Here is a 22,132-nt window from a genome sequence, read left to right as displayed (position 1 = left end):
AGGGCACGCACCGACTCCCGGAGCATGTCGTGCTCCTCGGAAGGCCGGTACAGGTCGAAATCAGCAGAACCCGCCACGTTCACTCACTCCCACGCTTGCTAACTACCGTTAAGTAACCCAAATGGTAGGGCGTGGACCGGGCCCCGGACCAGGGCACGACTATGCTCGGGCAGGCATTCCGCCCGACGTTCCCTGGAGTCCCGCATGGCCCTCAAGATCACTGTGATCGGCACCGGCTACCTCGGCGCCACCCACGCCGCGGCCATGGCGGAGCTGGGCTTCGAGGTCCTCGGGCTCGACGTCGTCCCCGAGAAGATCGAGATGCTGTCCGCCGGACGCGTCCCCATGTACGAGCCCGGCCTGGAGGAACTCCTCGCGCAGCACGTGGCCGGCATCGAGGGATCGAGCGGCCGGCTGCGCTTCACCACCTCCTGGGAGGAGGTCGGCGCCTTCGGCGACGTGCACTTCGTCTGCGTGAACACCCCGCAGAAGCACGGCGAGTACGCCTGCGACATGAGCTACGTCGACGCCGCCTTCGCCTCCCTCGCCGGCGTCGTCCGCGAGGGGGCCCTGGTCGTCGGCAAGTCGACCGTGCCGGTCGGCTCGGCCGAGCGGCTCGCGGGCCTGCTCCCGGAGGGCGTGGAGCTGGCCTGGAACCCGGAGTTCCTGCGCGAGGGCTTCGCCGTGCAGGACACCCTGCACCCGGACCGGATCGTCGTCGGCGTACAGGGCGAGCGCGCCGAGAAGCTGCTGCGCGAGGTGTACGCCGGGCCGGTCGGCGACGGTTCGCCCTTCGTGGTCACCGACTTCCCCACCGCCGAGCTGGTGAAGACCTCCGCGAACTCCTTCCTCGCCACCAAGATCTCCTTCATCAACGCGATGGCGGAGGTCTGCGAGGCCGCCGGCGGCGACGTCGTCAAGCTCGCCGAGGCCATCGGCCACGACGACCGGATCGGCGCCAAGTTCCTGCGCGCCGGCATCGGCTTCGGCGGCGGCTGCCTGCCCAAGGACATCCGGGCCTTCATGGCCCGCGCGGGCGAGCTGGGCGCCGACCAGGCCCTGACCTTCCTCCGCGAGATCGACTCGATCAACATGCGGCGCCGCGGGCAGATGGTGGAGATGGCCCGCGAGGCCCTCGGCGGCTCCACCTTCCTCGGCCGCCGGGTGGCCGTGCTCGGCGCCACCTTCAAGCCGGACTCGGACGACGTCCGCGACTCCCCCGCCCTGAACGTGGCCGGACAGATACACCTCCAGGGCGGCCAGGTGACCGTCTACGACCCGAAGGGCATGGAGAACGCCCGCCGCGTCTTCCCCACCCTCGGCTACGCCGACTCGGCCCTGGAGGCCGTGCGCGGGGCGGACGTCGTGCTGCACCTGACCGAGTGGCGCGAGTTCCGCGAGCTCGACCCGGCGGAGCTGGCCGCGGTCGCCACGTCCCGGGTGATCCTCGACGGCCGCAACGCCCTCGACGGCGAGCGCTGGCGGGCGGCCGGCTGGACCTACCGGGCCATGGGCCGGCCGACGGCCTGAGAGACGACGGAGAGGGGCGCACCGCCGCGCGGTGCGCCCCTCTCGTCCACCTGTGGTCAGGCCGCGGCCGGCCGGATCCGGTTCGCCCGGGACAGGAACTCCGTCTCGCGCAGCGCCCGGGTGGCGTTGGCGTGCGCGAGGCCGACGAGTTCCTGGGCGGTCCAGCCCCGGCGGAGCAGCTCGGCGAAGAGCGGTACGTAGCCGAGGGCCGGGGCGGTGGTGTGGGAGACGCCCGCGCAGTGCGGTCCCGCCTCCGTCCGTACCCGGTCGAGGACGTCGGCGACGGCGGCCGGGTCGTCGGTGACCGTGACCATGAGGACGGCGCCGTTCTCGCCGAGGAGGCCGAGGACGTCGTCCGGCAGGGCCTCCGGGGCCGCCCGGGTGAGCAGGGCCGGGGCGCGGGTGACCGCGAGGGCGCGGCGGACCGTGTCCTGGTCGGCGCCGGAGAGGTCCACGGCCAGGCCGATGCGGTTCATCTCCCGTACCGCGTCACGGGCGAAGCGGTCGAAGCGGGGGAGGTTCACGGCCCGTACGCCCAGGGCGTGGTAGGCCCGGAGCGTGGCGGCCGAGCCGCCGAGCGCCGTCCAGCTGACCGGGCCGAGCAGGGCGGCGACGCGGCCGCAGTTGCGGGCGTGGGCCAGCTCGGAGGTGGTGTACGCGAGGCGCAGGTCCTCGGGGCAGGCGGCGACGAGGGCACGGACGGAGTCGATCCGCCGCAGGGTCCCGACGACGCCCTCGTCCGACTCGGTGTGCAGGGACCAGAGCTGGGCCCCGGCCTCCGCGGCGCGGACGGGCGGCAGGTCCTCGGGGTCGAGCGACCCGGGGAGTTCGGCGTGGCCCTCGGTGACGGGCTGCGCGGCCAGGAGGGCGCGGGCGCGGGCCGTCTCGTCGAGCGGCGGCGGTGACTCCGGCGGGTCGGGCTCGCCGGCGGCGGCAGGGACGGTGGAGAGAGTGGGATGGTCGTCTAGCAGTTCCGCCATGGTGTTACTCCGAACTCGGCGATGCAGTACCGCCCCGCCGAGAGCAGCGGGGCAGTACCGTCCACCGTGCCACCGGCCCCCGCCCGGGGCCCGGTGGGCTACGCCGTCCGGGTGAGGAACCGGTGACGGCGCCTACGGCGTGTCGAGCGCCTCGATCGTGGCGTTCGACGGGGCCGTACGGCTCGTCAGATCGCGGGAGACGGCCTCCGCGTCCCGCAGCACGCGGACCGCGTTGGACCAGGTCAGCTTGGCGAGGTCCGGGTGGGACCAGCCGCGGTGCAGGAGCTCCGCGATCAGGTTCGGGTAGCCGGAGACGTCGTCGAGACCGGCCGGGGTGAAGGCCGTGCCGTCGTAGTCGCCGCCGATGCCGATGTGGTCGATGCCGGCGGCCTCGCGCATGTGGTCGAGGTGGTCGGCGACCGTGGCCGCGGTGGCGATCGGGCGGGGGTTCGCCTCCTCGAAGGCGCGGTGCAGCTTCATCGCCTCGGCGGTGGTGTCGAGGTGGTCGAAGCCGTGCGCCCGCAGGTTCTCGTCCGCCCGGGCGGTCCACTCGACGGCCGCGGGGAGGATGAACTTGGGCACGAAGGTGGCCATCGCGACGCCGCCGTTCGCGGGGAGCCGCTCCAGGACGTCGTCCGGGATGTTCCGCGGGTGGTCGCAGACCGCGAGCGCCGAGGAGTGCGAGAAGATCACCGGCGCCGCCGTGGCGTCGAGCGCGTCCCGCATCGTCGTCGCGGCGACGTGCGAGAGGTCGACGAGCATGCCGGACCGGTTCATCTCCCGGACGACCTGCCGGCCGAAGGCGGAGAGCCCGCCGACGCCGGGCGCGTCGGTCGCCGAGTCCGCCCAGTCGTTGTTGTCGTTGTGCGTGAGCGTCATGTAGCGCACGCCCAGGGCGTGCAGCGCGCGCAGGGTGGCGAGGGAGTTGTTGATCGAGTGGCCGCCCTCGGCGCCCTTGAGCGAGGCGATACGGCCCTGCTTCCGGGCCGCCTCCATGTCGTCCGCCGTCAGGGCCGGAGCGAGGTCGGCGGCGTACCGGCCGAGGAGCTGGTCGACGATGTCGATCTGCTCCAGGGTCGCGCTGACCGCGTCGTCGCCGGCCAGCCGGCAGGGCACGTACACCGACCAGAACTGGGCGCCGACGCCGCCGGCCCGGAGCCGGGCGAGGTCGGTGTGGAGCGCGCCGGTCTGGTCGGCGCCGATGTCCATCCGGTCCAGGTCGTAGCGCACGTGCTCGCGCAGCGCCCACGGGAGGTCGTTGTGACCGTCGACGACGGGGTGGCCCGCGAGCAGCTCGCGGGCCTCCTCCAGACGGTCCGCCGCGCTCGGAGCCGCGCTCGGAGCGGCGCTCACTTGGCGAAGCCGAAGGACGCCGAGCCCTCGACCTTGGCCCGGAGCCGCTTGCCCTTCTCCGTGGCCTGGTCGTTGAGCTCCTGCAGGAACTCGGTCATCCGGGCGCGGAGCTCGGCGTCGTGCGCGGCGAGGATCCGGGCCGCGAGCAGGCCCGCGTTCCGCGCGCCGGCGACGGAGACCGTGGCGACGGGGATGCCGGCCGGCATCTGCACGATGGAGAGCAGCGAGTCCATGCCGTCGAGGTACTTCAGCGGCACCGGCACGCCGATGACGGGCAGCGGGGTGACGGAGGCGAGCATGCCGGGCAGGTGGGCGGCGCCGCCCGCGCCCGCGATGATCGCCTGGATCCCGCGGCCCGCGGCCTCCTCGCCGTACGCGATCATCTCGCGCGGCATCCGGTGCGCCGAGAGGACGTTCACCTCGTACGGGATCTCGAACTCGTCGAGGGCCTGCGCGGCGGCCTCCATGACGGTCCAGTCGGAGTCGGACCCCATGGCGATACCGACGACGGGGGCGGTGGCGGTGCTCATTCGGTGATGGTTCCTCGCAGATAGCCGGCGGCGTGACGGGCGCGCTCCAGCACGTCGTCGAGGTCGTCGCCGTAGGTGTTGACGTGGCCCACCTTGCGACCGGGCTTCACGTCCTTGCCATACATGTGGATCTTGAGCTGCGGGTCCCTGGCCATGCAGTGCAGGTACGCGGAGTACATGTCCGGGTAGTCGCCGCCCAGGACATTGCACATCACGGTCCACGTCGCGCGCGGACGCGGATCGCCGAGGGGCAGGTCCAGAACCGCCCGGACGTGGTTGGCGAACTGCGAGGTGACCGCCCCGTCCTGGGTCCAGTGGCCGGAGTTGTGCGGGCGCATCGCCAGTTCGTTGACGAGGATGCGGCCGTCCGTGGTCTGGAACAGCTCGACGGCGAGGTGGCCGACGACGCCCAGCTCCTTGGCGATCCGCAGCGCCAGCTCCTGGGCCCGTCCCGCCAGCTCGTCGTCGAGGTCGGGCGCGGGCGCGATGACCGTGTCGCAGACGCCGTCGACCTGACGGGACTCGACGACCGGGTAGGCGACGGCCTGGCCGTGCGGGGAGCGGACGATGTTCGCCGCGAGCTCGCGGACGAAGTCGACCTTCTCCTCGGCGAGGACCGGGACCCCGGCGAGGAAGGGGTCGCGGGCGTCCTCGGGCGTCCGGACGAACCAGACGCCCTTGCCGTCGTAGCCGCCGCGCACGGTCTTGAGGATGATCGGGAAGCCGCCGACCTCGGCCGCGAAGGCCGCCGCGTCGGCGGGGTCCGCGACGATGCGGTGGCGGGGGCTCGGCGCGCCGATCTCGTCGAGCTTCGCGCGCATCACCCCCTTGTCCTGCGCGTGCACGAGCGCGTCCGGACCGGGCCGGACGGGGATGCCGTCGGCCTCCAGGGCGCGCAGGTGCTCGGTGGGGACGTGCTCGTGATCGAAGGTGATCACGTCGCAGCCGCGCGCGAAGTCACGCAGCGTGTCCAGGTCGCGGTAGTCGCCGATGACGACCTCGCTCACCACCTGGGCCGCGGAGTCCTGCGGGGTGTCGCTGAGGAGCTTGAACTTGATGCCGAGGGGGATACCCGCCTCGTGGGTCATACGGGCGAGCTGCCCGCCTCCGACCATGCCTACTACGGGGAACGTCACCCTCTTAGGGTATCCGCACCATCGGAGAACACTCGTCCGGCTGTGGTTTGGCACAAGCGCGACGCGGGTGGGATACGGGTTCTCCACGGGTTTCCGAGGTACACAGGCGGGTGACAGGGGCGCTGGTTAGCATGGTTGGGTTGACGTCGCCCGGACGTCATCCGGACGGACGGACAGAGCGATCACCATGAGTGAACCCGGCGCGCTGCGCATGCGACTCCAGGGGCTCTTCCGGGAGGTCGCCAAGTTCGGGGTGGTCGGTGGTCTCGGCGTCCTGGTCAACCTCGGCGTCTTCAATCTGGTGCGCCACACCACGGAGATTCCGGTGGTGCGGGCGAGTCTGATCGCCACGGTGGTCGCGATCGCCTTCAACTACGTGGGCTTCCGCTACTTCACGTACCGCGACCGCGACAAGTCCGGGCGGACCAAGGAACTGACGCTGTTCCTGCTGTTCAGCCTGGTCGGCCTGGTCATCGAGAACGGCGTCCTCTACGCGGCGACGTACGGCTTCGGCTGGGACGGCCCGCTGGCCAGCAACTTCTTCAAGTTCTTCGGCATCGGCGTCGCGACCCTGTTCCGCTTCTGGTCCTACCGCACGTGGGTGTTCCGCGCGCTGCCGGCGAAGGAGGCCGTGCAGACCGCCGAATCGTTCCTGGAGCAGGCCCCGCGGCAGGCGACCCGCCGCCAGCCCGACCGCGTCTGACCCCTTCTCCCCGCTTCCTCCCCGCGCTCATCGCACCGGTCGCTCCTGCGGCGCCTCCGCGACGCTCCTGACCTCCCGGCTCAGGAAGAGCGCGAAGACCGGCGGCTGCTGCTGGAGCAGTTCGAGCCGGCCCCCGTCCGCCTCCGCCAGGTCCCGGGCCACGGCCAGGCCGATGCCCGTGGAGCTGCGGCCGCTCACCGCCCGCTCGAAGATCCGCGCGCCGAGGTCGGCGGGGACGCCCGGGCCCTCGTCGGTGACCTCGATCACCGACTGGTTGCCGGTGACGCGGGTGCGCAGGGCGACCGTGCCGCCACCGTGCATGAGCGAGTTCTCGATCAGGGCGGCGAGGACCTGGGCCACCGCGCCCGGGGTGCCGACGGCCCGCATCCCCTGCTTGCCGGAGTGCACGATCGCCCGCCCCGCGCTGCGGTAGGCCGGGCGCCACTCCTCGATCTGCTGCTTGACGACCTCGTCCAGGTCGAAGGCGACGGCGGAGCCCGTGCGGGGGTCCCGTGCGTTGGTGAGGAGCCGCTCGACGACGTCGGTGAGCCGCTCGACCTGGGTGAGCGCGATCGTCGCCTCCTCCTTGACCGTGTCCAGGTCGTCGGCGAGGGCGACCTCCTCCAGGCGCATGGAGAGCGCCGTGAGGGGCGTACGGAGCTGGTGGGAGGCGTCGGCGGCGAGCCGGCGCTCGGCGGTGAGCATCCGGGCGATGCGCTCGGCCGAGGCGTCCAGGACGTCCGCGACGCGGTCCAGCTCGGGCACCCCGTACCGCTTGTGCCGGGGCCGGGGGTCGCCCGAGCCGAGGCGCTCGGCGGTCTCGGCGAGGTCCGTGAGCGGGGACGCCAGCTTGTTCGCCTGCCGTACGGCGAGGAGGACGGCGGCGACGACCGCGAGCAGGGCCACCGCGCCGATGATCAACAGGGTGCGCCCGACCTCGGCGGTCACCGCCGAGCGGGACTCCTCGACGAGCACGGTCTCGCCGCGCTCGCCCTCCGCGAGGCCCCGGATCACGTCGCCCTCGGGGCGGGTGCCGATCTCGATGGCGTCCCGGCCGGGGATGCGGATCTGGGCGTAGCGCTTGGCGCCGCTCTGCTGGGCGAGGATGTCCGGGTTGACCGGCTCGCCGCCGATGAGCCGGCTGTCGACGATGGAGACGATCCGCAGCGCCTCCGAGTCCACGCTCTCCTGGGCGCTGCTGGAGATGGTGCGGGTCTCGACGAGGACGAGGGAGACGCCGAAGACGGCGATGACGACGAGGACGACGGCGAGCGTGGAGTTGATCAGGCGGCGGCGCATGGTTTCTCCGGAGGGCGGCTTGAGGGCGACGAGGGGGCAACGCCCTGCCGGACGGCATCAGGGGGCGGGGAACCGCGCGACCGGCCCACGACGGCCGGCGGCCGCGACACCCCCTGGGGCGCCGGCACGCCCCGCCCCCGCCCGAGCCTCGGCGGCTGCGCTCAGCTCTTCTCGAAGCGGAAGCCGACTCCTCGGACCGTCGCGATGTAGCGGGGGTTCGCCGCGTCGTCGCCGAGCTTCTTGCGCAGCCAGGAGATGTGCATGTCGAGGGTCTTGGTGGAGGACCACCAGGTGGTGTCCCAGACCTCGCGCATCAGCTGGTCGCGGGTGACGACCCGGCCGGCGTCCCGGACCAGGACCCGGAGCAGGTCGAACTCCTTCGCGGTGAGCTGGAGCTCCTCGTCGCCCATCCAGGCCCGGTGCGACTCGACGTCGATCCGTACGCCGTGGGTCGCGGGGGCGACGGCGGGCTCGGTGGAGCCGCGCCGGAGCAGGGCCCGGACCCGGGCGAGCAGCTCGGCGAGCCGGAAGGGCTTGGTGACGTAGTCGTCGGCGCCCGCGTCGAGCCCGACGACGGTGTCGACCTCGTCCGCGCGGGCGGTGAGGACCAGGATCGGGACCGTGTGACCCTCGGCGCGCAGCCGGCGGGCGACCTCCAGGCCGTCCATGCCGGGCAGGCCCAGGTCGAGCACGACGAGGTCGACGCCGCCCTGGAGTCCGGCGTCGAGGGCGGTGGGGCCGTCCTCGCGGACCTCGACCTCGTACCCCTCTCTCCGCAGGGCGCGGGCCAGCGGTTCCGAGATGGATGCGTCGTCCTCGGCGAGCAGTACACGGGTCATGGGGTGATGGTAGTCCGCACGGCGCCCGGGCCGGGGCGGGATCCGTACGGCCCGGACGCCCCCTGGGGATCTTGTGGTCATCCTGCACATGACCTTCGAATGGCCTTGCGCGGTTGCATCCCCGCCTGTGATCCATCTCTCAAGTCCTTCCATATCCGGCACTGTCGTGTCGTATGGTGGCGAGACGTCAGTAGCGGTAATCGGGGACCTTTGGCCAGCTTCGCGCGCCAAGGTCCTCTTTCTGCGTGAGGTCGGCTCAGCCGAACCTTGAGACGGTGAATGACCTGTGGGCCGGGTTCCGGGACGCGAAGACGCATCTCCCGGGGCGTGGATCCCGGTGGAGTTCCACGACTCCGCCGGTGCCGGCCTCCCCCACCGGGCGCATCACGCTCACAAGGCGTGCGTCCCGACAGAGCAAGGATCGACATGGCGTCCAGCCTGACGACGGCTTCGACCGGAACCTCTGGTTCCGAGAAGACGTTCTTCGGCCACCCCCGTGGCCTGGCCACCCTCTTCATGACCGAGATGTGGGAGCGTTTCTCCTACTACGGCATGCGGGCCCTTCTCGTTCTGTACCTGGTCTCCGGCGGCGCGGACGCGGCGACCGGCAGCCAGGGTGGCGGCCTCGCCATGACGGCGGCCACGGCGACGGCCATCTACTCGGTGTACGTCTCGATGGTCTACCTGATGGCCATGCCCGGCGGCTGGTTCGGCGACCGCGTCTGGGGCGCCCGCAAGACCGTCACCATCGCCGGTTTCGTGATCATGGCCGGTCACGCCTCGCTGGCCATCCCCGGCCAGGCGATGTTCTTCGTCGGCCTGGCGCTCGTCGCCGCCGGCTCCGGTCTGCTCAAGGCCAACATCTCCACGATGGTCGGCCACCTCTACGACGGCCCGGACGACCCGCGCCGTGACGGTGGCTTCACGCTCTTCTACGTCGGCATCAACCTCGGTGCCTTCGTGGCGCCGTTCGTGGTCGGCACCGTCGGCGAGAAGGTCAACTGGCACCTCGGCTTCGCGCTCGCCGCGGTCGGCATGGGCCTGGGCCTGGTCCAGTTCCTCATCGGCACGAAGAACCTCAGCCCGAAGAGCAACGTCGTCCCGAACCCGCTCAGCCAGGCCGAGCGCAAGAGCGTCCTGGTCAAGGTCGCGCTGGTGTTCGTCCTCGCCGCCGCCTTCTACGGCGTCATCGTCGGCCTCGGCGTCTACACCCTGAACTGGGCGCTCGTCCCGATCACCCTCGCCGGTCTGATCATCCCGGTCGCCGTCCTGGTCCGCATCAAGCGCGACAAGGACCTCGACAAGACCGAGCAGTCGAAGATGACCGGCTACATCTGGTTCTTCGTCGCCGCCGCCGTCTTCTGGATGATCTACGACCAGGGTGGCTCGACCCTGTCGCTCTTCGCCGACGACAAGACCGCGGACACCGTCTTCGGCTTCGGCTTCCCGGCCACCTGGTACCAGTCCCTGAACCCGCTCTTCGTCATGGCGCTGGCCCCGGTCTTCGCCTGGCTGTGGCTGTGGCTGGCCCGCAAGAACCAGGAGCCGAACACCATCGTGAAGTTCGCGATGGGCCTCGTCCTGGTCGGCGCGTCCTTCTTCGTCTTCATCGTCCCGATGAACATGGCGGGCGACGGCACCAAGGTCTCCCCGATGTGGCTGGTCACGATCTACATGATCCAGACCATCGGTGAGCTGTGCCTCTCCCCCGTCGGCCTCTCCGTCACCACGAAGATGGCGCCGCAGAAGTACGCCTCCCAGATGATGGGCGTCTGGTTCCTCGCCGTCACCGCCGGTGACTGCACCACGGGTCTGCTGTCGCTGGCCGGTGTGGACCTGAACGGAACGGGGATCATCGCGATGCAGGCCGCCTTGGCCGTCCTCGCGGGCTTCGCGATCTACATGTACCGCAAGAAGGTCCAGGGCCTCATGGGCAGCGTCCACTGACCCTGCCTCCCGCACGGCCGAAGGCCGCCGCACCGGTTCGGTGCGGCGGCCTTCGCCGTTTCCTCAGCGCCTGAGCCGGGCCCAGGGGGTGAAGGTGAAGACCGCGCCGCCGACCAGGATGACCGTGCCCGCGACGAGGGCGAGGGCGCGCAGGGCGCCGTCGTTCTCGGCGCCGGTGTGGGCGAGGTTCCCGCCGTCGGAACCGCCGGAGCCGGAGCCCGAGCCGGTGGCCGTGTCCGTGCCGCCGGCGTCACCGCCGGAGGCACCTCCGGCCTGCTTGCTGGTGTCCAGTTCGAGGGAGGCCTGCACGGCGCCCTTGACCTGGCAGGGGATCTCCATCTTCACGGAGCCGAGGGTGACCTTGATGGTGAGCGTGCCGGGGCTGAGCGTCGACCTGCCCGTCGCGCCGGGCCGGTACGTGCCCTTCATGTCCTCCAGGCTCACCGGGGCGTCCATGGCGAGGGCGGTGGGGTTGGGCGCGCCGGTGACCGTCACCGTGCCGCTGTCGGCCCCGCCGATCTTCACCGCCATGGAGGGCTTCAGGGCCCCCTTGGGGAGGGCGGCGGGGCTCTTCATGACGCCCTTGGCCGTCTTGACCGTCAGGTCGTAGACCTCGCCGTTCTTCCTGGCGTCGATCGTCACCTTGGAGTTGATCGCGGCCGGGCCGGGGCTCTGGCAGGCGAAGGCGACGGTGACCTCCTTGCCGGGGAAGTCGGTCTGCCCGCCGCCACCGCCGGAGCTCCCGCCCGAGCTCCCGGCGTCGCCGCCGGTCCCGCCGGAGGAGCTGGTCGCGGCACCGCCGGTGTTGTTCGAGCCGCCGCCGGTGGAACTCGTACCGCCGGAGTCCGACGAGCCGCCCGAGGCCGTGGTCCCGCCCGAGGCCGTGGTCCCGCCCGCCGTGGTCGTCGTCCCGCCCGAGGCCGTACCGCCGGACGTCGTCGTACCGCCGGACGTGGTGGTCCCGCCGGACGTGGTGGTCCCGCCCGAGGTCGTCGTGCCGCCGGACGTCGTCGTCCCGCCGCCCCCGTCCGTGACCTTGATGGTCGCGCCGACCGGCACCGTCTCCTTCGGGGAGCACTTGGTGTCCGTCGACAGGGGCTTGGACACGTTGATCGTGTACTTGCCGGGCGTCAGCGTGATCTCGCCCGCCTTGTCCAGCTTCAGCTTCCCCTTCATGTCGGGCAGCACCATCGGGCTGTTCTTGGGGATCGCCGGGTTCTGCCGCGGTCCCGCCATCGCGACGGTCCCGCTCCCGGCGCCGCCCACGGTGAGGACGCCGGTCGGCTTCACCGTGTCCTTGTCGAGGTCGAGCACGTCGGGGTTCTTCGAGGCGGCCTGGACCGTCTTCCAGACGATCTCGACCTCGTCGCCGACCTTGGCCTCCGCCGGTGCGGTGATCAGCACCTTCGTCGTGCCCCGCACGGGCGGAAGCCCCGAGATCGACGGCGGGATGCACTCCGTCGCGTAGCTGGTCTCGGCGGCCTGGGCGGGGCCGGCGGCATACAGGATTCCCGCGCCGCCGAGCATCAGCGCGACCCCGGCCGCGCTCATCCTCCGTTGCGTACTCACGCATGTCCCTTCGTCGTCGGGCTGCTGCTCTCTGGCGCTGACGGTGCGGAGTCAGGGCTGAACCACGGCAGGGCCGCGGTCGTCTCCTCGTCCCCCGGGCCCGCCGGCGCGGCGGAGGCGGGGGTGGAAGCGGGTGTACGGGCCGGGGCGCGGCGCCGTACGCGCGGCCCCGTCCGGGTCCTGGTGGCTCGGGCCCGGCCGGCTCCGGAAGCGGGCCGCACGCGGTCGACCACGGCCATGCCGATCCGGAACAGCGCGGCGGGCACCACGACGGCGAGGAGCACCCAGAAGAGGGTCACGCCCCAGGGCCTGCCGACGCCCCACGGCTGCTCGACGAGGACCTTGCCCGCGTACTTCACGGAGATCTGGTAGTCGCCGTGCGCGCCGGCCGTGAGCTCGGCGGGGAGCCGGATCAGGGCCTTCCGGCCCGGTTCGATCGTGCCGCGCCACTGGCGTTCCTCGTACTGGGGCGCGAAGACGCCGTGGCTGGTGCCGACCTGGAAGACGGGGTCCTTGACGGCGGCCGGGCCGAGGTTGCCGACGGTGAAGACGACCTCGCGGCTCGGGGGCGCGCCGAACCAGACGAGGAGGCCGCTCGAACCGTCGAGGCGGACGGCGGCGAGGACGGCGAGGCGCCCGTCGCCGGAGGCCTCGGGGAGCGGGGCGGTGGGATGCCCGGCGACCGTGAACTCCTTGTCGACGGCGTCCTGCCGGCCGGTGACCCCGGCGACGTGCACCACGCAGGGGCAGGGCTTGGGCGGTTCGGCGACGGGGAGCTTCGTGCTGAAGGCTCCCCGGCTGTCGACGGTCGCGGCCCGTCCCTCGGTGTTGGCGCAGGAGTTGGTGCCGCCGATGACGCCCTTGCCGGGGGCGCCCTGGCCGCAGATCAGGAGCATGAGCAGCGCGCCGGGTTTCCAGCCGCTGCCGCTGACGGTGATCTCACCGCCCTTGCCGCCCTCCGTCTTGGACAGCTCGACCACGGGCCCCGGGGCCGCCACCGCCGCGGGGGCGGCGGGCAGCAGGACGAGGGCGAGGGCGGCGAGGAGGGCGGCGGCCGTACGGATCGTCCTCATGGTGTCGCTCCCTCCGGGGCGCGCTGGGTACGGGACCGGCGCCGCCGTGCCACGTGTACGACGCCGGCGGCGGCCGCCAGGAGCAGCCCGGCCGTGCCGGTGAGCGCGGGGCCCGAGGCGAAGGCGGCCTCGGCGCGGGCGGTGGCGGGCGCGGCGCCCGGTGCGGTGGCCGTCAGCCGGACGGTGACGGAGTCGAGGGCGGGCGGGTCGGGCCAGGGTTCGGTCCGGGTGGCCCGCTCGCCGGGGCGGAGGGTCAGCGGCAGGGCGCGGTCCGGCCGGTCGAGGACGGTGCCGAGGAGGCCCTCGGCGCGGACCGCGAGGCGCGGGGCGAGGACCGTGGTGCCGCGGTTGACGAGGGTGTAGCGGAGGGCTCCGGTGTCCGCGTCGACGTGGACGTCCTCGACGGTGAGCGCGGCGAGGTGCGGTCCGCTGACCCGGAGCCGCAGGTCGACGCGGACCTCCCGGTCGGCGGTCGCGGCCCGGACGGTGCCCCGGTGTTCGCCGGGCGGGGTGTCCGCGGTGACGGTCACGGCGAAGGGCACGTCGGCCCGGGTCCTGGCGGGCACGGTCACGGTCCGCGCGGCGAAGGACACCGGGGCGCCCTGTCCGCTGAGGCGCACGGTGAGCGGTGCGGTGCCGGGGTTGGTGACCGACAGGGTGTCCTGGAGGACGCTGCCCGCGGGTCCCTCCAGGTAGGCGTAGGGCCGTCCGGCGGCGGGCGCCGCCGTCCAGTCCCGGGCGGCGGGGGGCGCCGCCGCGACCGCGCCGAGGAGGGCGGTCGCGGCGGCCACGAGTCCGGAGCGTGCCGCCGTGCGCCGTGCGGGGGGTGCCGCCCGCCGCGTCCCGGGACGGTCCGCCGTCCGCATCAGCGTGCCGTGCGCCGCGTGAGCCAGAGGACTCCGGCGGCGCCGGTCAGCAGGACGGTGCCGCCGAGGGTGCCGAGCGCCACGGCGGAGTCGAGCGGGCCGGTCTTGGGCAGCTGTTCGTCGGAGCCTCCGCCGTCGTCGGCGGGCGGTGGTGTGTCGGATCCTCCGGAGACGCCCGTGACCTGGAGTTCCAGGGAGGGCTTCGGGTTGTTCTTCGGGGTGCAGACGGCCGCGTCCATCCCGAGGGCGTGCACGGTGAGGGTGCCCGCCGTGAAGGTGACCTTGCCGTTCTTCTTCGGGGTGAACGTGCCGGTCAGCGTGCCGATCTTGATCGGGGTGTCCGGCGGGATGGCGGCCGTGTTGGGCGTTCCCTTGACCTTCACCGTGCCGCTCGCGTCACCGCCGAGGACGAGCTCGGCGCGCGGGGTCATGACGCCCTTGGGGAGTTCGACCGGGCTGTCGGAGACCCCCTTCTCGAACGACATGGTGATCGTGTAGCCGCTGCCGCCCTTGACGGCCTTGATGTCGACGGGCGAGACGGCGCTCTTGGGCCCGATCTTCGTCTCGCAGGCGTAGTTGACGTCGACGACGGCCGCCTGGGCGGCCGGTGCGCCGGCCAGCACGGCCGCGCCCGCCACCGCGACCGCGGCCGTGAGCGCGGCGGTCGTTCTCCTCCGGTTCGGCACCTTGGACACCCCGAGCACCCCTCACCGCAACGTAACTGACGGTCTTTCAGATTGGGCGTCAAGGTACGCCCGAGACCTTGAGGAGGGAAGGCAGGGGAACGCGTGGACTTGTGAAAGTCCTATGCCGGTGCGGCCAGTTCGGCCCAGACCGTCTTGCCGGGGGCCCCCGGGGTGCGGTCGATGCCCCAGTCGAGGCAGAGCCGCTGCACGATGAACATGCCGTGTCCGCCCGGCCGTCCGGAGCGGTGCGGGGTGCGCGGCGCGGGCTGTCCGGCGCCGCGGTCGGTGACTTCGAGGCGCAGCGTCCGGGGCATCCGCAGGACGCGCAGCCGCTCGGGACCCTCGGCGTGCAGACAGGCGTTGGTGACGAGTTCGGAGACGACGAGCAGGACGTCCTCGGCGGCGGCCCGGCGGTCGGCGGTGGCGGCCGGGAGCCAGCCCCACTCGTGGAGCGCCGACCGCGTGAAGTCACGCGCGAGCGGCACGGTGCCGCTGGTCTCGCCGAGGGCGAGCGTCCGGACGTCGGAAGCTTGGTCCATCAACGCTTCACCTCACCGATCGACGGGACAGAGGGGACAGGACGTACGGGGGGGGAGCCGTGCGGGGGTGTGGGGCCTCGGTCTCAGCCGGGGAGCGCTGTGGCGAGCGTCTCGTGGACGGTGAAGACGGCGTCCGCGCCCGTGATGTGGAACACCCGGGCCACCGCGGGCCGCATCGCCACCAGATGGACACCGCCGCCGGCGGCGTCCGCCCTCAGCCGGGCGCCGAGCAGCACGTTGAGCCCGGTCGAATCGCAGAACTCCAGGCCCGAGCAGTCGACGACGAGCCGCGCGCGGCCCGCGTCGAGGGCGCCGTCCAGAGGGGTGCGCAGCAGTTCGGCGGTGTGGTGATCGAGCTCACCGACGGGCGTGAGCAGCGCGCTCCCGGCCACGTCCCGGACCTCGACCCGCAGCCGCCCGGGCGGCGCGCTGCCGATGTGTTCGCGGTCCATGGCCGTGCCTCTTCTCGCTCTCGCGGATGCCGACTGACGTGCCCCGAACCCTACAAGCGGGGCACCCTCCGATGCACACGAGGTACCCCACAAACCGGCATGAAACGGATTATTGCCACTTGCAACCATCCGGGTCGAGCGGGTAGGGCTAGAAGAGAACATCCGACCCAACCGGCTTTGGAGGCGCCGCAAACCGCAGCGAGAAGCACCCGAAGGAGACCCATGTCACCCCGGCTCGACGCCCCGCGTACCCCCGACGCGCCGTCGGCAGCAGTCCCCCTCCCCCCTGTCGTCGACCTGCCCGATCGCCTGCTCGACACACCTCTCGACCGGATCGGCCCGGTCGACGCCCGCGCCCTGTCGAAGCAGCTCTTCGCCCGGCTCTCCGAGCTGGAGGAGGGCACCCACGACCACGCGTACGTCCGCAACACCCTGGTCGAACTCAACCTCGCCCTGGTCCGGTTCGCCGCCGCCCGCTTCGGCACCCGCAGCGAACCGATGGAGGACATCGTCCAGGTCGGCACCATCGGCCTCATCAAGGCGATCGACCGCTTCGAACTCACCCGCGGCGTCGAGTTCCCGACCTTCGCGATGCCGACGATCATCGGCGAGATCAAGCGCTTCTTCCGCGACACCTCGTGGTCCGTGCACGTGCCCCGCAGGCTCCAGGAGCTCCGGCTCGACCTCGCCAGGGCCGGTGACGCGCTCGCCCAACGCCTCGACCGCGCCCCGACCGTCGCCGAACTCGCCGAGGAGCTCGGCATCACGCCGGAGGAGGTCGTCGAGGGCATGGCCGCGAGCAACGCCTACACCGCGGCCTCGCTCGACGCGCAGCCCGACGAGGAGGACGGCGCGGGCGGCGAGGCCGCGCTCGCCGACCGCCTCGGCTACGAGGACAACGGGCTCACCGGGATCGAGTACATCGCCTCCCTGAAGCCGATGATCGCCTCGCTGCCCGCCCGCGAGCGCCAGATCCTCTCCCTCCGCTTCGTCACCGGCCTGACCCAGTCGGAGATCGGCGCCGAGCTCGGCATCTCGCAGATGCACGTCTCCCGGCTGCTCGCCCGCACCCTCGGCCGGCTGCGCCGGGGCCTGACGCTGGAGGAGTGACCTCCATCGGCACCCCGGGCCGCGCCCGCGCCGCCGAAGCGCCTGCGGAACGGGCCCGTTCACGGCCGCCCGGCCCCCGGCCACCGGATAACCCGGTGGCCGCCGGGCCGCGGCCGTCGATACCGTCAGCTCCCGTCATCCGCCGCACGCACACGGAGAGCGCATCACCATGACCAGCAGCCCCCGCCCGACGACGACCCTGTGGCGCCCCACCGGCCCCGTCGAGCTGGAGCTCGTGCGGGAGTCGGGGTGGCGCGCCTGGCCGCCGCGGCTGCCGGAGCAGCCGATCTTCTACCCGGTGCTCGACGAGGACTACGCGGTGCGGATCGCACGCGACTGGAACGTGAAGCACGACGGCGCCGGGTACGTCACCCGCTTCGAGGTCGACACGGAGTTCCTCCGCAGGTACCCGGTCCGGCAGGCGGGCGGCCGGACGATCCTGGAGCTGTGGGTGCCGGCGGAGGAGCTGGCCGAGTTCAACACGCACATCGTCGGCGAGATCCGGGTCGTCCACGAGTTCCGCTGAGAGCGCCTAGGGTGCGGGCCAGGGGATCCCCGCCCGCCGCGATCCCCGAGAACGAGCCGTACGAACCGCTGCCGTCCCTCAGGAGCCCCGATGAGCGTGCGTCGCGTCGTCCCCAACCTCCGGACCCACGCCCCGGCCGAGAACCGCGCGTTCTACGGGCTGCTCGGCTTCGAGGAGGTCATGAACCACGGCTGGATCACGACACTCGCCTCGCCGTCCGCCCCGACGGCCCAGGTCAGCCTGATGTCCGCCGACCTGACCGCGCCCGTCGTCCCCGACCTGAGCGTCGAGGTCGAGGACGTCGACGCGGCGTACGAGGCGGTGCGCGCGACGGACGCCGAGATCGTCCACCCCCTGACCGACGAACCCTGGGGCGTCCGCCGCTTCTTCGTCCGCGACCCGGACGGCCGCGTGGTCAACGTGCTGGGGCACCGGGACTGACACGGGCGACGTAAGGGCTCGGCGAACTCTCAGTCTCCGAAGGCCAGTCGGAGGCCGAAGGCGGTGATGACCGTGCCCGTGAGGCGGTCGAGGGTGCGGCGGGCGGCGGGGCGGCGGAGCCAGGTGGAGAGGAGGCGGGCGCCGGCGATCAGGGCGGTGGACCAGAGGAGGCCGAGGAGGATGTGCTCGGTGGCGAGGAGGAGGCCCATCGCCAGGTGGTTCGTGTCCGCCGGGAGGAACTGCGGGAGGACCGCCACGTAGAACACGCCCACCTTCGGGTTGAGGAGGTTCGTGAGGGTGCCCTGGCGCCAGCCGGACGCGAAGGTGTCCCGGGTCGCCGGGTCGGTGCCGCTCTCCGGGGTCTCCCGGGCCGTCTTCCTCAGCATCTGGACTCCCATCCAGACCAGGTACGCCGCTCCCGCCCAGCGCAGGGCCTCGTACGCCACCTGGGAGGCCGTGAGGAGTGCCGTCACGCCCAGGGAGGTGAGCGCTCCCCAGGCCAGGACACCCGTCTGGATGCCCACGACGACGCCCCAGGCCCGCGCCCGGTGGCCGAGGGCCGCCGTGCGCAGGACCAGGGCGGTGTCGAGGCCCGGGGTGAGGGTCAGGAGACCCACGACGAGGGCGAAGGACCAGAGCGCGGTGGTGGTCGTCATGGCGCCTGAGGGTAGGCCTCCCGGGCGTTCGGTGGCGGCGCTTCAGGCCGTCCGGACGCGGGCTCCCGCTCAGACCACCCGCACGCCCGCGCGCCAGACCTCCGTCACCAGCGGGACGCCCGGGCGGTAGGCCAGGTGCACGTGGGAGGGGGCCTCCAGGACGGCGAGGTCCGCGCGGGCGCCCGGCGTCAGACGGCCGACGTCCGTGCGGCGGAGGGCCGCCGCGCCGCCCGCCGTGGCGGACCAGACGGCCTCGTCGGGGGTCATGCCCATGTCCCGTACCGCGAGGGCGATGCAGAAGGGGACCGAGGAGGTGAAGGAGGAGCCCGGGTTGCAGTCCGTGGACAGCGCCACCGTCGCGCCCGCGTCCAGGAGGCGGCGGGCGTTCGGCCACTGCGCACGGGTGGAGAACTCCGCCCCGGGGAGGAGCGTCGCGACCGTGGCCGAGTTCGCCAGCGCGTCGACGTCCTCGTCCGTCAGATGGGTGCAGTGGTCCGCGCTCGCCGCGTCCAGTTCCACCGCCAGCTGGACGCCGGGGCCGTACGTGAGCTGGTTGGCGTGCACCCGGGGGTGGAGGCCCTTCGCCTTGCCGGCGGTGAGGATCGCGCGGGCCTGGTCGCCGTCGAAGGCGCCCTTCTCGCAGAAGACGTCCACCCAGCGGGCGTACGGGGCGCAGGCGTCGAGCATCTCGCCCGTGACCAGTTCCACGTACGCCGCCGGGTCGTCCGCGTAGTCCGGGGAGACGATGTGCGCGCCGAGGTACGTCACCTCGTCCGTGTGCTCGGCCGCGATGCGCAGGGCGCGGGCCTCGTCCTCGACGGTCAGGCCGTAGCCGGACTTCGTCTCGAAGGTGGTCGTGCCCTGGGTGAGGGCCTCGCGGAGGTAGCGGGCCACGTTCGCCGAGAGGGCCTCGTCGCTCGCCGCGCGGGTGGCCGCGACGGTCGTGCGGATGCCGCCCGCCTTGTACGGCTGACCGGACATGCGGGCGTTGAACTCGGCGGTGCGGTCGCCGGCGAAGACGAGGTGCGAGTGGGAGTCGACGAAGCCGGGGATGACGGCGCGGCCGCCCGCGTCGACGGCCCGGTCCGCCGCCGGGGCCGCGGCCGCCGGGCCCGCCCAGGCGACGCGGTCGCCCTCCAGGACGAGGGCGGCGTCCGCGATCAGGCCGAGGGGGCCTTCGCCGAGGGCGGGGTCGTTGGTGACGAGGGTGGCGATGTTCGTGATGAGCGTCGTCGTCATGGTGCTCTCCGGTGGGGGCGGGCGGGTCGGGTGCGGGCCGGTGGCCCGGGGGGTGTGCCCACCCGTTCCGTCCTGCGGAACGATGGCCCACACCCCCCGGGGCTCAGCTCCTGAGGGCGGCGATCGCGTCCGCGAGGGCCTGGCCGACGTCGGGGACGGAGACGTGGGCTCCGTCCCGCACGACGGCCCGGCCGCCCACCACCACGTGGTGCACGTCCGCCGCCGTCGCCGCGAAGACCGCCGTCTCGGCCGCCAGGCGCGGTACCGGGCCGGCCGTGCGGACCGAGTCCAGGGTGATCGTCGTGAAGTCGGCCAGGGCGCCCTGTTCCAGGGTGCCCGCGTCGGCCCAGCCGAGGGCCGCGTGGCCGTCGGCGGTGGCGGCGCGGAGCAGCGCGGCGGCCGTCCAGTGGCCGCGGGTGCGGGTGCGCAGCCGCTCGTTCAGCTCCATGGCCCGCGCCTCTTCGAGGAGGTCGATGACGGCGTGGCTGTCGCTGCCCAGGGACAGCGGCGAGCCGGCGCGCTGGAGGGCGACGGCGGGGCCGATGCCGTCCGCGAGGTCCCGTTCGGTGGTCGGGCACATGCACGTGCCGGTGGAGGACCCGCCGATGAGCGCGATGTCCCCTTCGGTCATGTGCGTGTTGTGGACACCGGTCGTGCGCGCGCCGAGGACCCCGTGGTCCGCGAGGAGCTGGGTCGGCGTGCGGCCGTGGGCCGCGAGGCAGGCCTCGTTCTCCGCCGTCTGCTCCGAGAGGTGGACGTGGAGGGGGGCCTGCCGGTCCTGTGCCCAGCGGGCCACCGTGGACAGCTGGTCGGCGGGGACGGCCCGTACGGAGTGGATCGCCGCCCCGATGCGTACGCCGTCGCGCTCCTTGAGGGCCGACACCCGCTCCGCCCACTTCTCCGCCGTGCCGTCGGTGAAGCGGAGCTGGTGCTGCTCGGGGGCGGCGCCGAAGCCGGCGGAGAGGTAGGCGGTGTCGAGGAGGGTGATGCGGATGCCCGCCTCCGCCGCCGCCGCGATCAGGGCCTCGCCCATGGCGTTGGGGTCGGCGTAGGCGCTGCCGCCGGGCGCGTGGTGCAGGTAGTGGAACTCGCCGACGGAGGTGATGCCGGCGAGCGCCATCTCCGCGTACACCGCGCGGGCGAGCGCGAAGTAGCTGTCGGGGGTGAGGCGCTGGGCGACGGTGTACATGACCTCGCGCCAGGTCCAGAAGGTGCCGGAGCCGACCTGGACCGTGCCGCGCAGGGCGCGGTGGAAGGCGTGCGAGTGGGCGTTGGCGAGGCCGGGGATGGTGAGGCCGCGGAGGACGACGGCGCCCGGCGGGGGCGTCTCCACCCCCGTGCGGACCGCCTCGATCCGGCCTTCCGAGGAGACCTCCAGGGCCACGCCCGGCTCGACGTTCGTGTCGAGCCAGGCGTGTTCCAGCCAGTACGTCGTCAGCGGCACGCCAGCTCCTCCAGTACGTCGGCGAGTGCGAGGACCCCGGCGACGCAGTCGTCCTCGGCCGCGGATTCGGCCGGGGAGTGCGAGACGCCGGTGGGGTTCCGTACGAACAGCATGGCGGTCGGGATCGATTCGGACAGGATGCCCGCGTCGTGGCCCGCTCCCGTGCCGAGGACCGGCACCTTGCCCGAGGTGCCCAGGATCCGGGAGAGCTCGTCGCGCAGGGCGTGCGAGAAGTCCACGATCGGCGTGTAGGACTCCTGGACGACGGCGAGGTCGATGCCGTGGCGTTCGGCGTACTCCCGGGCCGCCGTCTCGACTCCCGCGACGACCTTGTCCAGGGAGCCCTGGTCGGCGGCGCGGGCGTCGAGCCAGCCGCGGACCAGCGACGGGATGGCGTTGACGCCGTTCGGCTCGACCGCGATCTTGCCGAAGGTGGCCACGGCGCCCGCGAGTTCGGCCTCGCGACGGGCGGCGAGGACGGTCTCGGCGTAGGTGAGCATCGGGTCGCGGCGGTCGACCAGGCGGGTGGTGCCCGCGTGGTTGGCCTCGCCGGCGAAGTCGTACCGCCAGCGGCCGTGCGGCCAGATGGAGGAGGCGATGCCGACGGCGTCCCCGGAGAGGTCCAGGGCCCGGCCCTGCTCGACGTGGAGCTCGACGAAGGCGCCGATGCGGGCGAGCCGCTCGGGGTCCGCGCCGATGGCGGCCGGGTCGTACCCGGCGGCCTCCATGGCCTGCGGGAGGGTGATCCCGTCGGCGTCGCGGAGCTCGTACGCCTGCTCCTTCGTCAGCCGGCCGGCGGTGAGGCGGGAGCCGACGCAGGCGAGGCCGAAGCGGGCTCCTTCCTCGTCGCCGAAGTTGACGATGGCGAGGGGCCGCTTGAACGAGACGCCGCGCGCGCGGAGTTCGTCGAGGGCGGCGAAGGCGGACACGACGCCGAGGGGGCCGTCGAAGGCGCCGCCGTCGGGGACGGAGTCCAGGTGGGAGCCGGTGACGACCGCGTCGCCCGCGGTCGGGTCGCCGAGCCAGGCCCACTGGTTGCCGTTGCGGTCGGTCTCGACGTCCAGGCGGCGGGCCTCGGCCTGCATCCGGAACCAGAGCCGGCAGTCGGCGTCGGCCTCGGTCCAGGCGTAGCGGCGGTAGCCGCCGGAGGCCGCGTTGCGGCCGATGGGGGCGAGGCTGCGCCACATCGCGTGGAACGAGGGGGAGTCGGGGCG

22 protein-coding genes are annotated in these 22,132 nt (G+C 72.9%); 6 read left to right on the top strand and 16 right to left on the bottom strand.

Features of this window, described 5'->3' with window-relative positions; all coding sequences use genetic code 11:
* The first annotated feature begins 204 nt into the window (after positions 1-204).
* Positions 205-1,530, top strand: a complete 1,326-nt coding sequence (locus IE237_RS32180; RefSeq protein WP_189805665.1) for a UDP-glucose dehydrogenase family protein — start codon at positions 205-207, stop codon at positions 1,528-1,530.
* 56 nt (positions 1,531-1,586) lie between these two features.
* Here IE237_RS32180 and IE237_RS32175 read toward each other — a convergent pair whose 3' ends face one another.
* The 4 genes from IE237_RS32175 to IE237_RS32160 all read right to left on the bottom strand — a co-directional run bounded on the left by IE237_RS32175 (position 1,587) and on the right by IE237_RS32160 (position 5,529).
* Positions 1,587-2,510: a membrane dipeptidase gene (locus IE237_RS32175; protein ID WP_189805664.1), complete on the bottom strand. Its 924-nt coding sequence runs from the start codon at positions 2,508-2,510 to the stop codon at positions 1,587-1,589.
* 132 nt (positions 2,511-2,642) lie between these two features.
* The gene (locus IE237_RS32170; RefSeq protein ID WP_189805663.1) at positions 2,643-3,863 is read right to left on the bottom strand and encodes a dipeptidase; all 1,221 of its coding nucleotides are present in this window, start codon (positions 3,861-3,863) and stop codon (positions 2,643-2,645) included.
* Positions 3,860-4,393, bottom strand: a complete 534-nt coding sequence (gene purE, locus IE237_RS32165; protein WP_189805662.1) for a 5-(carboxyamino)imidazole ribonucleotide mutase — start codon at positions 4,391-4,393, stop codon at positions 3,860-3,862. Before purE ends, IE237_RS32170 begins: the two co-directional genes overlap by 4 nt.
* Entirely contained in the window at positions 4,390-5,529 is a 1,140-nt protein-coding gene (locus IE237_RS32160; protein WP_189805661.1) for a 5-(carboxyamino)imidazole ribonucleotide synthase, read from the bottom strand. Before IE237_RS32160 ends, purE begins: the two co-directional genes overlap by 4 nt.
* A gap of 187 nt (positions 5,530-5,716) precedes the next feature.
* Here IE237_RS32160 and IE237_RS32155 point away from each other — a divergent pair, with 187 nt between their 5' ends.
* Positions 5,717-6,232, top strand: a complete 516-nt coding sequence (locus IE237_RS32155; protein ID WP_189805660.1) for a GtrA family protein — start codon at positions 5,717-5,719, stop codon at positions 6,230-6,232.
* A gap of 27 nt (positions 6,233-6,259) precedes the next feature.
* Here IE237_RS32155 and IE237_RS32150 read toward each other — a convergent pair whose 3' ends face one another.
* Positions 6,260-7,531: a sensor histidine kinase gene (locus IE237_RS32150; RefSeq protein ID WP_189805659.1), complete on the bottom strand. Its 1,272-nt coding sequence runs from the start codon at positions 7,529-7,531 to the stop codon at positions 6,260-6,262.
* Between the two features lie 161 nt (positions 7,532-7,692).
* Positions 7,693-8,370 (bottom strand): response regulator transcription factor, encoded by a 678-nt coding sequence (locus IE237_RS32145; RefSeq protein WP_030690380.1) that lies wholly within the window; start codon positions 8,368-8,370, stop codon positions 7,693-7,695.
* Positions 8,371-8,796: 426 nt separating this feature from the next.
* On the opposite strand from IE237_RS32145, the gene IE237_RS32140 reads away from it, so the two are divergent.
* A complete protein-coding gene (locus IE237_RS32140; protein WP_189805658.1) occupies positions 8,797-10,317 on the top strand; it encodes a peptide MFS transporter in 1,521 nt (506 codons plus the stop codon).
* A gap of 63 nt (positions 10,318-10,380) precedes the next feature.
* Here IE237_RS32140 and IE237_RS32135 read toward each other — a convergent pair whose 3' ends face one another.
* From IE237_RS32135 to IE237_RS32110, 6 genes are all read right to left on the bottom strand, one after another.
* The gene (locus IE237_RS32135; protein ID WP_189805657.1) at positions 10,381-11,868 is read right to left on the bottom strand and encodes a hypothetical protein; all 1,488 of its coding nucleotides are present in this window, start codon (positions 11,866-11,868) and stop codon (positions 10,381-10,383) included.
* 14 nt (positions 11,869-11,882) lie between these two features.
* Positions 11,883-12,959, bottom strand: a complete 1,077-nt coding sequence (locus IE237_RS32130; RefSeq protein ID WP_189805656.1) for a hypothetical protein — start codon at positions 12,957-12,959, stop codon at positions 11,883-11,885.
* On the bottom strand, positions 12,956-13,750 hold the full coding sequence (locus tag IE237_RS32125; RefSeq protein WP_308433139.1) for a COG1470 family protein: 795 nt from the start codon (positions 13,748-13,750) through the stop codon (positions 12,956-12,958). The genes IE237_RS32130 and IE237_RS32125 overlap by 4 nt, the downstream gene beginning before the upstream one ends.
* Positions 13,751-13,824: 74 nt before the next feature.
* A complete protein-coding gene (locus IE237_RS32120; protein ID WP_189805682.1) occupies positions 13,825-14,511 on the bottom strand; it encodes a peptidase in 687 nt (228 codons plus the stop codon).
* A 119-nt stretch (positions 14,512-14,630) separates the two neighbouring features.
* Positions 14,631-15,050 carry an ATP-binding protein gene (locus IE237_RS32115; protein ID WP_041129544.1) on the bottom strand — a complete coding sequence of 140 codons (420 nt, stop codon included), beginning with the start codon at positions 15,048-15,050 and terminating at the stop codon, positions 14,631-14,633.
* Between the two features lie 83 nt (positions 15,051-15,133).
* Entirely contained in the window at positions 15,134-15,502 is a 369-nt protein-coding gene (locus IE237_RS32110; protein ID WP_189805654.1) for an STAS domain-containing protein, read from the bottom strand.
* A 222-nt stretch (positions 15,503-15,724) separates the two neighbouring features.
* On the opposite strand from IE237_RS32110, the gene IE237_RS32105 reads away from it, so the two are divergent.
* The 3 genes from IE237_RS32105 (at position 15,725) to IE237_RS32095 (ending at position 17,579) form a co-directional block, all read left to right on the top strand.
* Positions 15,725-16,612 (top strand): RNA polymerase sigma factor SigF, encoded by an 888-nt coding sequence (locus IE237_RS32105; protein WP_189805653.1) that lies wholly within the window; start codon positions 15,725-15,727, stop codon positions 16,610-16,612.
* 169 nt (positions 16,613-16,781) lie between these two features.
* Positions 16,782-17,138, top strand: coding sequence for a hypothetical protein (locus tag IE237_RS32100; RefSeq protein ID WP_189805652.1), 357 nt, complete (start codon positions 16,782-16,784; stop codon positions 17,136-17,138).
* A 90-nt stretch (positions 17,139-17,228) separates the two neighbouring features.
* Positions 17,229-17,579 (top strand): VOC family protein, encoded by a 351-nt coding sequence (locus IE237_RS32095; protein WP_189805651.1) that lies wholly within the window; start codon positions 17,229-17,231, stop codon positions 17,577-17,579.
* Positions 17,580-17,608: 29 nt separating this feature from the next.
* Here IE237_RS32095 and IE237_RS32090 read toward each other — a convergent pair whose 3' ends face one another.
* The 4 genes from IE237_RS32090 to IE237_RS32075 form a co-directional block, all read right to left on the bottom strand.
* Complete coding sequence (locus IE237_RS32090; RefSeq protein ID WP_189805650.1) at positions 17,609-18,235, bottom strand: LysE family translocator; 627 nt, start codon at positions 18,233-18,235, stop codon at positions 17,609-17,611.
* Positions 18,236-18,304: 69 nt separating this feature from the next.
* A complete protein-coding gene (gene hutI / locus IE237_RS32085; protein ID WP_189805649.1) occupies positions 18,305-19,474 on the bottom strand; it encodes an imidazolonepropionase in 1,170 nt (389 codons plus the stop codon).
* A 103-nt stretch (positions 19,475-19,577) separates the two neighbouring features.
* Positions 19,578-20,918, bottom strand: a complete 1,341-nt coding sequence (locus IE237_RS32080) for a formimidoylglutamate deiminase (protein ID WP_189805648.1) — start codon at positions 20,916-20,918, stop codon at positions 19,578-19,580.
* The gene (locus IE237_RS32075) at positions 20,909-22,105 is read right to left on the bottom strand and encodes an allantoate amidohydrolase (protein ID WP_189805681.1); all 1,197 of its coding nucleotides are present in this window, start codon (positions 22,103-22,105) and stop codon (positions 20,909-20,911) included. Before IE237_RS32075 ends, IE237_RS32080 begins: the two co-directional genes overlap by 10 nt.
* Between the last annotated feature and the right edge of the window lie 27 nt (positions 22,106-22,132).

It is taken from the genome of Streptomyces tanashiensis (genome assembly GCF_014648895.1).
Lineage (GTDB): Bacteria > Actinomycetota > Actinomycetes > Streptomycetales > Streptomycetaceae > Streptomyces > Streptomyces tanashiensis.
The sequence above is the reverse complement of the archived record's forward strand: the minus strand, read 5'-3'. Positions and strand labels throughout refer to the sequence as shown.